Here is a 13,201-nt window from a genome sequence, read left to right as displayed (position 1 = left end):
CCTAGGGGCCGAAAATCACGCCTTCGCAAATCATTTCATCGCGCAGATGCAACCGCAGGTCGAAGACGGGGAAAGAATCGACATAGTCGCTTGGCGACTGGCCATGAAACTCCCCCAAACGGCGGCGCAAAAAAGTGAGCAATAGACCAAGGCCAAGCCCGACAGCGATAAAGATCAACGGCTCTGTCACGGTGTCTCCACGTCTTTTGCACTGGCGAGCAGAGCGATCGCCAGCAATTTCAAGGCGCAAGGTACACCGGCATAGAACCAGATCAACAGGGATATGGATGTGTCGGAACTGGTTCCCGCTGCGGTCTGCAGCCCTGCGCGTTCTAAAGCTGGAAGTAGAGCAACGGCCGCGAAAGCCAAGGTCAATTTGGAGACGAAGGACCAGAGGCCAAAACCTTCGGCAGCCGAGGGGAAATCTGCGCCATGCGGCTGGCGAACATGGCAGGCAAAAGGGTCAAATCCGCGCCCAATACCGCGCCTGAGGCCAGACAGACCAAGGCGAAAAGCGCAACATCCCCCGGCCCCAGCAACATCGCCCCGCCGAAGGATGCGATGCCCAAAGCCATTGCGACCAGCAGCACCCGACGCGGGCCGTGCCGCTCTGCCAAGATCCCCCAAAGCGGTGCCGCCGCTGCCGCTGCAAGGAAAAACAGCAGCAAAAGCGGCCCCTCCCACCCCGGCGCCTCAAGCGCCAGTTCGACGTAGAAAAGAAACAGGGTCGAGGTCACGGCAACCGGGGCGGCATTGACCAGCGCGATCAACAACAGCCGCCGCGCCTGCGCATCGCGCAACACGGTGCCGAAGCCACTTTCCATCGGCAGCACCGCCGCCCGCCACTCGCCCCGCATGGCGACCGTGGCCCAAAGCGCCAAGATCGCAAAGCCAACAGCAAACCCGGCAAAGGGACGATCCAGCCCGACGCCCAGTAGCAAAGGCGCGACAGAGGCCAGACAAACCCCCAAAAGCGCGCCCGTCTCGCGCCAGCGGGCAAGGGTCAAATGCCCCGCGCCCGGCAGGCTGTCGGCCTTGGCAACCCCTTGTGCATAGAAACAGATGGTCAGAAAGCTGAAGGCGGAAAACACCAGCGTCAGCATCAGCGCGAACCACAGCACCGGCGCCACCGGCGCGGGCATGGCAAAAAGCCCCAGCATCGCCAGCGCCATCACCGCGCCTGCCACCGTCACCGCAGTGCCGCGCTTGTCGCGCAGCTTTTGGGCCAACCAACCAAGGGCGGGGTCCTGCACCACGTCCAACAGCCGCAAACCAAAAAGCACCGACCCAAGTGCCGTCAGCGAGACCCCGTATTCATCGACATAGAACTTCGGCGCGTGAATGTAGATCGGCAGCCCCGCCGACGCGAGCAATGCCGCGAAAAGCGCATAGGCGGGCAGCCGGGCCGCGCGTCCTGTCATCGGCCACCCGCGCCATGCGCCGCATCACGGGATACGTCGACATTGGGCGCCTCGGGGCGGGCGCGAAACCCCGCCCGCTTCAGCCAAAGCTTCAGCGCCTGCCAATGGATCAGCGCCAGCACCCGCCGCGCACCGAAAGGGCGGCGCAGCAGGGACCAAAGGATACCGCGATTGGTCAGCGGCGCACGCGGCCCGGTCAAAGTGGCAATCAACCCGTTCTCCCCATCCGAGAAATCGATCCAGATGCCGATCCGCTCAGAGGTGATATCGAAACGAAAGACATAGCCACCCGAGACATCTTGGAAGGGGAGACATGCATGAGCTTTGCCGCCTTCAGCCTGTCGTCGGGCGCGATCGGGCGTAGGTCTGCATGATGGCACAGATAGGAATGCCGGTCGCCATAGGTGTTCGTCACCTCGGCGATCACCGCGATCAGCGCATCATCCGCCCGACGGCACAGCCAAAAGCTGACCGGATTGAAGACATGGCCCAGCACCCGCGGCTGCGCCAACAACTCTATTCGCGCAACGCCTGTGATGCCATGCGCCGCCAAGACCTCGCGCACCCAAAGCGCACCGCGCCCCTGCCCCGGCGCGCCGCCATGGTCACTGTCTTGCAGGCTGGTCAGGCCAGCGCCATTGCGGGTGAAAAGAGTGGGCGCCCTCAGCGCCGTGGCCTCGGCATCGCAGATCACATAGTCGACCGAATAGCGGAAACGGTTCTCTACCGCACCTTTGCGGCCATGAAAGGTTTGGCCCCGGATATGATCGACGCCCGCCGTCACTCCGCCGCCAAGGGTGCCGCCCGCGCGGCCTGCATCCGCTCGACCACATCCACCGCGCTGGCCAGCCCGTCTTCGTGAAAGCCATGCCGCATCCAAGCGCCGCAGAACCATGTATTCTGGCTGCCGTTGAAGGCGCGCACCTCGTCCTGTGCGGCCAAGGCGGCAAGGTCATAGACCGGATGGCGCAGGGTGACTTGATCATAAATCAGATCTTCGCGGATGCTGCGTTTGGTATTGAGCGTCACGAAATGCAGATCGTCCTGTGGGATCGGCTGCAGCGAGTTCATCCAATAGGTCAGGTCGATCCGGTCTGATTTTTGTTCTCGATCCTCGGTATAGACCCATGACGCCCAAGTAGAACGCCGCTTGGGCATGATGCTGGCATCGGCGTGCAAAACGATGTCGTTGGGCTGATAGCGGATTGCGCCCAAGGCGCGCTTCTCGGCCTTAGTCGGATCGGAAAGCATCGCCAACGTGTCATCGGAATGAGTAGCAAAAATCACCTCGTCGAACGCCTCCCACTCGCCGCCCCATGCGCGTACCTCTGCGCCTTGCGCGGTGCGGCGCACGGCCTGCACCGCGCAATCGGTACGCAGGTCAACGCCATTGGCGCGCAGAGCATTCTCCAACCGGTCAACATACTGCCGCGAGCCGCCCTTCACCGTGTACCACTGATGCTGGCCGGAATAATTCAGCAGCGCGTGGTTCTCAAAAAAGTTGACCATGGCATGGGCCGGGAAGTCCATGATTTTCTCGGTCGGGGTGGACCAGATCGCGCCGGAAAGCGGCGAGAGATAGAAGTCGCGGAAATAGCGCCCGGTGCCAAGCCGGTCGAGAAACTCTGCGATGGTCATCGACGGGTCACGCGACACCGCCAGCGCGTTCTTGTTGAAATGCACGATATCGCGCAGCATCCGCAGGAAAGGCGGGCTGAACATATTGCGTTTCTGGGCAAAGACCGCGTTGAAACTGGTCAGCGCATATTCCAGCCGCCCGCCATCAATCGACGCGCCAAAGCTCATGTTCGACGGCACCACCGGCACGTCCAATTCGGCAAACAGCGCCGCGAGATGCGGATAGTTGGCATAGTTGAACACGATAAACCCGGTATCGACCGGCTGATCGCCGTTCTTTCCGGCCATCACCGTCCGCGCATGGCCGCCGATCTTGGCTCCCGCCTCAAACAGGGTCACGCGGTCCGTTGGCGCCAGCATATGCGCCGCCCCCATGCCGGAAATACCGCCACCAATCACGGCGACGCGCCGGCCGCGCGGATGCTGGGGGTCGGTGCTGTCGTTCAGAGCTTCAAAAGGCATAAGGGTCCTGCTTTGGTCCGGGACTTTGGATATGGGGCACACACGGGTAAAAAGGAGTTAAAGTTGCACTGCCCGATACATTTTCTTGGAGAGGTTCACGCCGCCGAAAGACTGCCTGCGACCGCGCAAAGGGGTGCTATGATAGCAGGCTTTCAAGCGCCGCTTGTCCGCGGCTCAACTGGCCCAGATAGGTTTCGGTGTCGATATTGGCCCCACAGACGATCACCCCCACACGCCGCCCCGCCAGTTGCGCGCGCAGGGGCCCGAGCGCCCCGGCCATCGCAGCCCCGGCGGCAGGTTCCACCGCCAATTTCGCGGCCTGCTGCAGCACCACCATCCCGGCGCAGATCGCATCGTCGCTGACCGTCACCACATCATCGACATAGACCGCACAAAGCGCATGGCCAAAGGGCAGCGCCATCGGCGGGCCAAGGCTGTCGGCGATGGTATTGACCTCAGGGATGGTCACGGGCGCGCCAGAGGCGAGGCTTCGCGACATGCTGTCGGCGCCTATCGGCTCCACGCCGTACACCCGACAAGCGGGGTTGATCGCCTTGACCGCGGCGGCCACACCGCTGATCAACCCGCCACCGCCAACAGAGACGACGACCGCATCCAAATCCGCCGCCTGCGCCATCAGTTCCAGCCCCACCCCCGCGGTGCCGAGCGACGTGTGCAGCCCCTCGAAAGGGTGGATAAAAAACCGCCCCTCTTCGCGCACCAGCCGCTCCGCCTCGGCAAAGGTCTCTTGCCCGGCAGGTTTCATCACGACCTCGGCCCCGGTGGCACGGGCAAGGGCGACGCGAAAGGGGTTGGCGTTATCCTGCATCACCACCTTGGCGCTGATCCCCAGCTTTGCCGCAGCCCAACCGGCAGCGATGGCATGGTTGCCCGCGCTGGCCGCAGTGATCCCTCGCCCGCGGGTGTCATCATCCAACTGTCGCGCCACCGAAAGCGCGCCGCGGGCCTTGAAGGTGCCGGTATGCTGAAAACACTCCAGCTTGAGCGCAACCTGTGCGCCGCCCAGCACATCATCGACCATGGGAGAAGAGAGGGTCACCACCGGTGTTTGCACGATATCGCCCCGCAACGCGGCGGCCCGCGTCTGCATCGCCTCCAGCGTCATCCCGGTAATGTCCACGTCGTTCATTCAGCCGTTCCCTTCGGGTGTCCTTAGGGGAACAATAGCCTCGGTTTTGTCTTCTGCCAGTTCTTCGAAGTCGAAATTATGCAAGCGGCCCGCCCGTTTGGCGGCTTTTTCGCTGCTGACTTTGATCTCTTCGACATCGCGCCGCGCTTGGCTGAAATGCCGATCAAGGTTGCCGACACGCATCGCCAGCCGTTCGACATCCTTGTTCAGATTGCCCAACTCCTTGCGAATCGCGCCTGCCTGTTCGCGCATCCGCGCATCTTTCAGGATCGCGCGCATGGTGTTGAGCGTGGCCATGCAGGTCGTCGGGCTGACGATCCAAACGCGCTTTTCAAACCCCTCGCGGACGAGTTCGGGAAAGTTGGCGTGCAATTCGGCATAGACGGCTTCGGAGGGCAGGAACATCAACGCGCCTTCGGCGGTCTCACCCTCCAGAATATACTTGTCGGCAATCGCATTCAGATGCACCCGCACGGCGACCTTCATCTGCTGGGCGGCGGCGCGGGTCTCGGCTTCGGTCTTGGCGCGGCGCAGGGCCTCATAGGCTTCCAGCGGGAATTTACTGTCGATTACGATCGGCCCCGGCGGGTTGGGCAGGTGGATCAGACAATCGGGCCGTTTGCCGTTGCTGAGTGTGGCTTGCAAAGAATAGCTGTCGCTCGGCAGGGCTTTCGACACGATATCGCGCAGTTGGATTTCACCGAAGGATCCGCGCGTTTGCTTGTTGCTGAGGATGTCTTGCAGCGACAGCACGTCGCCCGACAGTTTCGTGATATTATCCTGCGCCTTGTCGATCGAGGCCAGACGCTCCTGCAACTGCGCAAGACTGGTGGTGGTGCGTTTCGACGAGCCGTGCAGCGTCTCGGTCATGCGCTGCTGCATCTCGGCCAAGGACCGGGCCGAGCGGGCGGCGTTGTCGGCCAGCCGGTCCTGCATCTGCTGCTGCACATAGGCGAGCCGCGCCTCCATGCTCTGCATCATCTGCGCTTGGGTGTTGCTTTGTGTATCCGAGACCATCTGCAACCCGCCGCGCAGCTGCTCCTGACCCTGCCCCAACTGTTGCACATGCCCCCCAAGCACGCGCATCTGCTGCGCCAAGGGGGCCGCCACACGGGCCGAGCGGCCAGCGGCGCGCACCGCCATGATCAGCAAGATAACGATGAGCAACAGCAACCCGGCCCCGGCAAGGGCGGCCAGCGTCACAGGGTCAGACAGGTTCAACGTCGTGCCGCCAAGCTCCATCAAGTGCGCCCGAAAAGCCGTTCGATGTCGGCGAGTTTGAGTTCGACATAGGTGGGCCGCCCGTGGTTGCACTGGCCGGAATGCGGGGTCGCCTCCATCTCGCGCAGCAGGGCGTTCATCTCCTCGGCGCGCATCCAGCGGCCCGAACGGATCGACCCATGACAGGCGACACGGCTCAGGATCGCTTCGATCTTGGCCTGCACGATGTTGCTGCTGTCGCCTTCGTCCAATTCGTCAAGCACATCAAGGATCAGCGCGCGGGCGTTCACGGTGCCAAGGATCGCGGGCGTTTCGCGCACGGCGATAGCGCTGCCGCCGAAGGCTTCGATGCCAAGGCCGAGTTTCGCAAGCTCGTCCGCCAGTTCCAGCAGCCGCGCGCAGTCATTGGCGGAAAGCTCGACAATTTCGGGGATCAGCAGCGCTTGGGCGGCGACGCCGTTGGCTTCCATCTGGCGCTTCAGCTTCTCGTAAACCAACCGCTCATGCGCGGCGTGTTGGTCTACGATGACCATGCCACTGGCGGTTTGCGCGATGATGTAATTCTCATGCACCTGCCCCCGCGCGGTGCCGAGCGGGTAGTCCGGGGCGGGGGCCGCCTCTTCGCCCTCGGGCGCGGCAGTGAACGGCGCGGGCGCTTCGGGCATCGGCGTGCCCTCCACCCGGCCCCAGACGCCTGCAGTTTCGGCAAAGCCCGGCGCCTGCGCGTTATAGGCCGCTTGCCGCGCGGCGGGGCTGGGGCGGTCCATGCCCGCGCGGTCCATCTGGTAGACCCGCGCGCCCTGCGGTTCCGGCTGCATCGCGCCCAAAGTCGCCTGAGCCACGGTGGTCGAAGCGCGGTGCCCCGCCTCGGCCAGCGCATGGCGCAGGGCCGAGACGATCAGCCCCCGTGCCAGACCGGGATCGCGGAAACGCACCTCGGATTTCGCCGGGTGCACGTTCACATCGACCAGCGTTGGCGGGCATTCCACGAACAGCGCCGCCGCCGGGTGGCGGTCCCGGCTGAGGAAATCGAAGTACGCGCCGCGCAGCGCACCAGTCAGCAGTTTGTCCCGCACCGGGCGGCCATTCACGAAGAGATACTGCGCCACCGCAGAGCCACGCGAGTAGGTCGGCAGTGCTGCGAACCCCGTCAGATGCAGCCCTTCGCGCATGGCGTCGATGGGCAGGGAGTTTTCCGCGAACTCTCGGCCCAGCACCTGCGCCAAACGGCCATGCAGCGCCTCAAACAGATCGCCCTGCTCAGCCTCGGCGCGGAATACATCGCGGCCCTTACCGTCACCCGAGACATCGCGCAGCACAAAGCGCACGAAAGGCTCGGCCATGGCCAGCCGCTTGATGACATCGCCAATCGCCTGCGCCTCGGCCCGGTCGGTGCGCAGGAACTTGAGCCGCGCAGGTGTGGCGAAAAACAGATCGCGCAGGGTGACGATGGTGCCGCTATTCAGCGCCGCCGGGCGCACCTCGCCCATGCGGCCACCGTCGACGGTGATCTCGGCCCCGTCAAACCCCGACGCTCGGCTGGTGATGGTCAGCCGCCCGACAGCACCGAGGGACGGCAGGGCCTCCCCCGAAACCCGAAAGTGTGGATATCAAGCAGGTCAGAGCCATCGATTTTGGAGGTCGCGTGGCGCGACAAGGCCAGCGCCAAATCCTCGGGCGCGATGCCGCAGCCATCGTCGGTCACGCGGATCATCGTCTTGCCGCCGTCGGCATATTCCACGGTGATGCGCCGCGCGCCCGCGTCGATGGCGTTTTCGACCAGTTCCTTCACGGCGGAGGCGGGGCGCTCGACCACCTCGCCCGCAGCGATGCGGTTGATCGCGGAATCGTCCAACTGGCGGATGACGGGGCGGTTTTCGCTTATATTGGGGGTCGGGCTTGGCATACCGCAAGACCTAGCATGGGCCATTCCGATTCTGCCAGATCGGATTGCGTCTATCAGAGGGGAAGACAGAGTCAGCGGACCGCCGCCAAGACTGGGGCGATCCGCTTCTGGGTCGGCTACTCGGCGCACTGGTGCTTTTGTTATTCCGGTCTTATCAGAGCGGCGGGCGACCCGGGTACAAGTCGTCTCCGGCGGAGCTTGCACCCTGTATAGACGCAGGACGAATCACAGGTCAAAGCAAAATCGAATCGGTTGCCCAGAAAACGAATCGTTGCGATTCGATTAAGCGGCGGGGGCAGCGGCGCCTCTTTGCCGATGCGGCCCCATAAGTGCCGCAAACCCAAGGATAACACCCGAAACCGTGGCGATCATCCCCGCCGCTGACACCGAATCCCGCATGCCGATCCACAGCGGCCCGTATCCGGCCAGCACATAGCCCAGCACAGCGGCCAAAGTGGCAAAGAGCACCGACCACGCAATCTGGTACTCCAATCGGTTGGTCATCATCCGCGCGGCGGCGGGGGGCAGATGAACATGGCGATGACGATGATACTGCCCACCGCGTCAAAGGCAGCCACAGCGGCAATCGCCGCAACGGTGACCAGACCAAGACCCAGTGGCCCGGTCTTCATGCCGATGGTACGGGCGAAGCCCTCGTCGAAGGTGCTGATCTTGAGCGGCCGCCAGAAGATCGCGGTAAAAAGCGCGACGAAGAGCAGCGTCACCGCCATGCGCGGCAGCTCCACCGGGAGGGTCGCCAGCGCCTCGGGGTCGAACAGCGACCCCCAGCCGGTCGCATCCAGCCAGATCAGGCTTTCAAGGTTGCCATAAAGCGCATGTTCCACGTCGAGATGCACATTGCTGGTGTCCGATTGCTCAAGCAACAACACCCCGCCCGCGAACATCGCGGTAAAGACCACGCCCATCGCCGCACCGGATTCGATCTTGCCCAAGCGGCGCACGCCTTCGATGACCAGCACGGCGACCAACGCCGCCCCCGCAGCGCCCAGTAGCATCGGCCAGGTGCTGACCACGCCGGTCAGCAGAAACGCCACCACGATCCCCGGCAACACCACATGGCTGATCGCATCTCCGATCAGCGCTTGGCGGCGCAGGACGAGGAAATTCCCCGGCAGGGCACAGGCCACGGCGACGAAGATGCCGGTCAGCATCGGCACCAACGACAGGGGCACAAATTCAGAACCGTTCATGCCATCACCCCGCCGCGCATGTCGATGCGGCTGTCAATTTCGCGGATTTGGTCGGCGGTCAGCACCGTCTCGATGGGGGTCAGACCGTCATATTGCTGGGCCGCCGCCTCGTAAGCTGGATCGCGGCGGATCAACTGCCAGCGGGTTTCGTCCCGCAGCGCCTTGGCGGCGCGGCCCCGGCCCGCTTTGGTGGCGACCCCATCGGGCAGCGCATAGCCTTCGGCACGCAGCAGGCGCAGGGTCAGTTGTTCGTAGATCGGTTGTCCATGGGCAAGCGCCAGCAGCCCCTGTCGCAGATGCACCCGGCGCTGATACCGGCGGTGGCGCAGCAGAGCCGAAAGCGCGCCGCGCCCCGGTGCCAACAGCAGCGACAGCGCAAAGAGCGCAAAGCCCACCAGCACAATGATCGGGCCCGTCGGCAGGTTCGGCTGGGCCGCAGACAGCGCTGCGCCGACATAGGCCGCGATACCGCCAAGCGCACCGGAGATCAGCACCACGTGATCGGTGCGCTCGCTCCAAAACCGGGCGGTGACGGGCGGGATGATCAAGAGCGCGACAATCAGGATCAGCCCAACGATTTTAAGGCCCACCACGGTCACCGCCAGCACCAGCCCCATCATCGCCAGATCCGTGCGCGGTACGTTCTGGCCAATGGCGGTGCCATATTCAGGATCGAACGAGGCGAGCGTCAGCGGACGCCGAAGCAGCAGCACCAGCGCCAGCGTCAGCGCCGCGGCCACCGCAATGATCAGAGCGTCGTTGCGCAGCATCCCGGCGGTGGAGCCCAAAAGGAAATCCTCAAGCCCCGCCTGCCGTCCGGCACTCATGGTCTGGATCACTGTCAGCAAGACGATGCCAAGCCCAAAGAAAACCGACAGGACCGAGCCAATCGCCGCATCTTCGGCCAGACGTGTGCGGTTGCTGAGCCATGAGACCAAAAGCAGCCCCGCCGCCGCAGACAAGGCCGCGCCTAGCAGCAGGCCGATCAGGTTGCGGCCGTCCCCGCCAAACGCGACCATCACCATGAAAGCCAGCGCCACACCGGGCAGCGTCGCATGGGAAATCGCGTCGCTGACCAGCGCCCGTTTGCGCAGGAATAGAAAGGTGCCGCCAACGCCCGCAGCCATGCCCAGCAGCGTCGCCCCAAGTGTTACCAGCGTGGCGTTATAGCCCAGTTGCAGCGTCAGCGCGTCCCAGATCATGACAGTTGCAACGCATCCATCTGCGCACCCGCCAAGCGGCCGCCATAGGCATCTTGCAGGTGGTTGGCTTGGAATACCTCTTCGACGCTGCCTTCGGCGACGCGGTGGGTGTTGATCAGGAAGACGTTGTCGAAATACTCGGCCACGGTGGATAGGTCATGGTGAACCGCCACAACCGTTTTGCCTGCGTCGCGCAGGGATTTCAGCACGGCGATGATCGCCTTTTCAGTTGCCGCATCGACCCCGGCAAAGGGTTCGTCCAGCAGATAGAGGTCTGCATCCTGCGCCAATGCGCGGGCGAGAAAGACCCGCTGTTGCTGGCCCCCAGACAATTGGCCGATCTGACGGGTGGCGAAATCTTCCATGCCGACGCGGGCCAGACAATCGGTGGCGCGGGCGCGGTGCACAGGGCGGATGCGGCCCAGCAGGCCCAGTTGCGGATAGAGCCCCATCAGCACCACGTCGATCACGCGGGTCGGGAAATCCCAATCCACGCTGGCGCGCTGCGGCACATAGGCGATGCGGTGGCGTTGTTCGGCCACCGGCTTGCCATAGACGGTGGCGGTGCCCGCCAGCGGGGTCAGAATGCCCAAAGCAGCCTTGAGCAAAGTCGACTTGCCCGCGCCATTCGGGCCGATGATCGCCGTCATCTTGCCCGGCTCAACGGTCATATCGACCGAAAAGACCGCAGGCTTCTGCCCATAAGAGACGGTCATGCCGCGCACGGCAAGCGGGCTATTGGCGCGGGACGTGGGCGCGGTTTCGCGGCTACTGGCGAGTTCAAGTGTCATAGATCAGCTTCCCTGTACCAGCTTGCCGTTCATCCCGCCCGCAGCCACCGGCGCGCCGAGCGCGCGGGCGATGGTGGTGACATTGTGATCGATCATACCGATATAAGTGCCCTCATAGCTGCCCGGTTCCCCCATGGCGTCGCTATAGAGCGATCCGCCGATCACGACCTCATGACCGCGCGCCGCAGCGCCTTCGACCAGCGCGCGCATGTTGCGGTCGGAAACCGACGTTTCGACAAAGACGGCGCCGATTTCGCGGTCGACCAGTTCATCGACCAACCCAGAGATACGGTTCAGCCCGGCCTCGCTGTTGGTCGAGATGCCCTGAATACCAATCACCTCAAAATCAAAGGCGCGTCCGAAATAGCTGAAGGCGTCATGCGCCGTGACGAGAACGCGCTGGCTTTCGGGCACCTGCGCCACGGTTTCGGCGGCATAGGCGGCAAGTTGGTCTAGCTCCGCGCGGTAGGTCTTGGCGTTTTCTGCAAAGGTCTCGGCCCCTGCGGGATGGGCCTCGGTCAGGGCGCGGGTCACCTCATCAACCACGGCGATCCAAGTTTTCGGGTCCATCCAGACGTGGGGGTCATAGCGCCCCTCGTAATCCGGGTGGCTGAGCAGATCATCCTTGGGTAGCGCGTCGGCCACAGCGACCACGGCGCGCTTGCGGCCCAGATCCTCAAAAAACCGCTCCATCTGCGCCTCAAGGTAGAGACCATGCCAGAGCACCAGATCGGCCCGTGTCAGCGCCACGATGTCACTGCGCGTCTGGCGGTAGCTGTGCGGATCGACCCCTGAGCCCATGAGCGAGCGGACCTCGACCAAGTCGCCCCCCACGCGGCGGGCGGCGTCGGCAATCATACCTGTCGTGGCGACAACGTTAAGCTTTTGCGCAGCAAAGGCGGCGGGCGCAGCCCCCAGAAGGGCAAAGGCGCTCATACCACCGATCAGAGCGGAGCGGCGGGACGGGCGAAAAGGGTCAGATGCATGTTTCATGGGTTATTAATGAGAACGATTCTCATGTAAGTCAACAATTGCGAATGGTTCTCATTAACAATTGCGGTATCTTGCCTGTTTTTCGGGCAATCGCCCCGTGACGCGGGGTTAGCGTCGCTTGCTTTGGCCCCTGCCCCATGCCATTTTGCCCGCCTGACCAAACCGGAGAGACCCGATGGCCACCCAAACGACCCCGCGCGAAAGCACGACTGAAACCGGCGCCACCGGCCATCTGCCGCAGGTGACCGAACGACGTGTCGAGCCTATGCCGCTTGATATGGACTGGCTGCGCTCGGTGCAGGCGAACACCTCAGCGATCGAGCGCCGCGCCGCCGCCCTGCCCGCCCGCCGTTCGCTGAAAAAAGCACATCAGGCCGCGTGGCTGCTGCGCGCCGTGACCTGTATCGACCTGACGACCCTTTCGGGCGACGACACTGCGCGCCGGGTCGAGCGGCTCTGCGCCAAGGCCCGCCAACCGATTGCGCCCGATCTGCTTGATGCGCTTGGCATGGCCTCGATCACCACCGGTGCGGTCTGTGTGTACCACGAGATGATCCCCGCCGCGCGGCGCGCGTTGGAAGGCACCAATATCCCGATTGCTGCCGTCTCCACCGGTTTCCCGGCGGGCCTGTCGCCGCTGGAACTGCGCATTCGTGAGATCGAGATGAGCGTTGAAGCAGGGGCGACAGAGATCGACATCGTGATCTCGCGCCGCCACGTGCTCTCGGGCGACTGGCAGGCGCTTTATGATGAGATGCGCGCCTTCCGTGAGGCCTGTGGCGAGGCCCATGTGAAAGCGATCCTTGCGACGGGCGAATTGGGCTCGCTGCGCAATGTGGCGCGCGCGTCGCTGGTCTGCATGATGGCCGGGGCCGATTTCATCAAGACCTCGACAGGTAAGGAGAGCGTTAATGCCACCCTGCCCGTCAGCCTCGTGATGATCCGGGCAATCCGTGAGTATTATGAGCGCACCGGGGTGCGGGTGGGCTACAAACCTGCGGGTGGCATTTCCAAAGCCAAGGATGCGATCACCTATTTGGCGCTGATGAAAGAAGAGCTGGGCGACCGTTGGTTGCAGCCTGACCTGTTCCGCTTTGGCGCGTCTTCGCTTTTGGGCGATATCGAGCGGCAGTTGGAACATCATGTGACCGGCAATTATTCGGCGGCTTACCGTCACGCGACCTCCTGAGCCTGTTGCAGGCTGCG

At 63.6% G+C, this 13,201-nt stretch carries 8 protein-coding genes and 4 pseudogenes; 1 reads left to right on the top strand and 11 read right to left on the bottom strand.

What is annotated here, in order from left to right; genetic code table 11:
- Position 1: 1 nt before the first annotated feature.
- From ACFQAU_RS09695 to ACFQAU_RS09645, 11 genes and pseudogenes are all read right to left on the bottom strand, one after another.
- Positions 2–190 (bottom strand): hypothetical protein, encoded by a 189-nt coding sequence (locus ACFQAU_RS09695; RefSeq protein WP_386281921.1) that lies wholly within the window; start codon positions 188–190, stop codon positions 2–4.
- Positions 187–1,421 (bottom strand): annotated as a pseudogene (locus tag ACFQAU_RS09690) (MFS transporter). Before ACFQAU_RS09690 ends, ACFQAU_RS09695 begins: the two are co-directional and overlap by 4 nt.
- Positions 1,418–2,316, bottom strand: a pseudogene (locus ACFQAU_RS09685) (DUF1365 domain-containing protein). The pseudogenes ACFQAU_RS09690 and ACFQAU_RS09685 overlap by 4 nt, the downstream one beginning before the upstream one ends.
- Positions 2,202–3,521, bottom strand: coding sequence for an NAD(P)/FAD-dependent oxidoreductase (locus tag ACFQAU_RS09680; RefSeq protein WP_132444146.1), 1,320 nt, complete (start codon positions 3,519–3,521; stop codon positions 2,202–2,204). Before ACFQAU_RS09680 ends, ACFQAU_RS09685 begins: the two are co-directional and overlap by 115 nt.
- Before the next feature lie 136 nt (positions 3,522–3,657).
- Entirely contained in the window at positions 3,658–4,671 is a 1,014-nt protein-coding gene (locus ACFQAU_RS09675; protein WP_132444145.1) for a pyridoxal-phosphate dependent enzyme, read from the bottom strand.
- Positions 4,672–5,916 carry a DNA recombination protein RmuC gene (locus tag ACFQAU_RS09670; RefSeq protein WP_120350047.1) on the bottom strand — a complete coding sequence of 415 codons (1,245 nt, stop codon included), beginning with the start codon at positions 5,914–5,916 and terminating at the stop codon, positions 4,672–4,674.
- Positions 5,913–7,798 (bottom strand): annotated as a pseudogene (mutL, locus tag ACFQAU_RS09665) (DNA mismatch repair endonuclease MutL). The gene ACFQAU_RS09670 and the pseudogene mutL overlap by 4 nt, the downstream one beginning before the upstream one ends.
- Positions 7,799–8,080: 282 nt before the next feature.
- A pseudogene (locus tag ACFQAU_RS09660) lies at positions 8,081–9,009 on the bottom strand (metal ABC transporter permease).
- Entirely contained in the window at positions 9,006–10,211 is a 1,206-nt protein-coding gene (locus ACFQAU_RS09655) for a metal ABC transporter permease (RefSeq protein ID WP_120350044.1), read from the bottom strand. The pseudogene ACFQAU_RS09660 and the gene ACFQAU_RS09655 overlap by 4 nt, the downstream one beginning before the upstream one ends.
- Complete coding sequence (locus ACFQAU_RS09650) at positions 10,208–11,002, bottom strand: metal ABC transporter ATP-binding protein (RefSeq protein WP_132444143.1); 795 nt, start codon at positions 11,000–11,002, stop codon at positions 10,208–10,210. Before ACFQAU_RS09650 ends, ACFQAU_RS09655 begins: the two co-directional genes overlap by 4 nt.
- Before the next feature lie 3 nt (positions 11,003–11,005).
- Complete coding sequence (locus tag ACFQAU_RS09645; RefSeq protein WP_132444142.1) at positions 11,006–11,995, bottom strand: metal ABC transporter solute-binding protein, Zn/Mn family; 990 nt, start codon at positions 11,993–11,995, stop codon at positions 11,006–11,008.
- Positions 11,996–12,170: 175 nt separating this feature from the next.
- On the opposite strand from ACFQAU_RS09645, the gene deoC reads away from it, so the two are divergent.
- Positions 12,171–13,184: a deoxyribose-phosphate aldolase gene (gene deoC, locus ACFQAU_RS09640; RefSeq protein ID WP_132444141.1), complete on the top strand. Its 1,014-nt coding sequence runs from the start codon at positions 12,171–12,173 to the stop codon at positions 13,182–13,184.
- The last annotated feature ends 17 nt before the right edge of the window (positions 13,185–13,201 follow it).

Source organism: Sulfitobacter profundi (genome assembly GCF_042661425.1).
In the GTDB taxonomy this organism is placed as follows: Bacteria; Pseudomonadota; Alphaproteobacteria; order Rhodobacterales; family Rhodobacteraceae; genus Sulfitobacter; species Sulfitobacter profundi.
The sequence above is the reverse complement of the archived record's forward strand: the minus strand, read 5'-3'. Positions and strand labels throughout refer to the sequence as shown.

What these genes read in the sequence shown, in the direction of transcription:
- ACFQAU_RS09675 (WP_132444145.1), bottom strand. Translation starts at nt 4,671, where the DNA reads ATGAACGACGTGGACATTACCGGGATGACGCTGGAGGCGATGCAGACG.
- ACFQAU_RS09655 (WP_120350044.1), bottom strand. Translation starts at nt 10,211, where the DNA reads ATGATCTGGGACGCGCTGACGCTGCAACTGGGCTATAACGCCACGCTG.
- ACFQAU_RS09650 (WP_132444143.1), bottom strand. Translation starts at nt 11,002, where the DNA reads ATGACACTTGAACTCGCCAGTAGCCGCGAAACCGCGCCCACGTCCCGC.
- ACFQAU_RS09645 (WP_132444142.1), bottom strand. Translation starts at nt 11,995, where the DNA reads ATGAAACATGCATCTGACCCTTTTCGCCCGTCCCGCCGCTCCGCTCTG.
- ACFQAU_RS09680 (WP_132444146.1), bottom strand. Translation starts at nt 3,521, where the DNA reads ATGCCTTTTGAAGCTCTGAACGACAGCACCGACCCCCAGCATCCGCGC.
- deoC (WP_132444141.1), top strand. Translation starts at nt 12,171, where the DNA reads ATGGCCACCCAAACGACCCCGCGCGAAAGCACGACTGAAACCGGCGCC.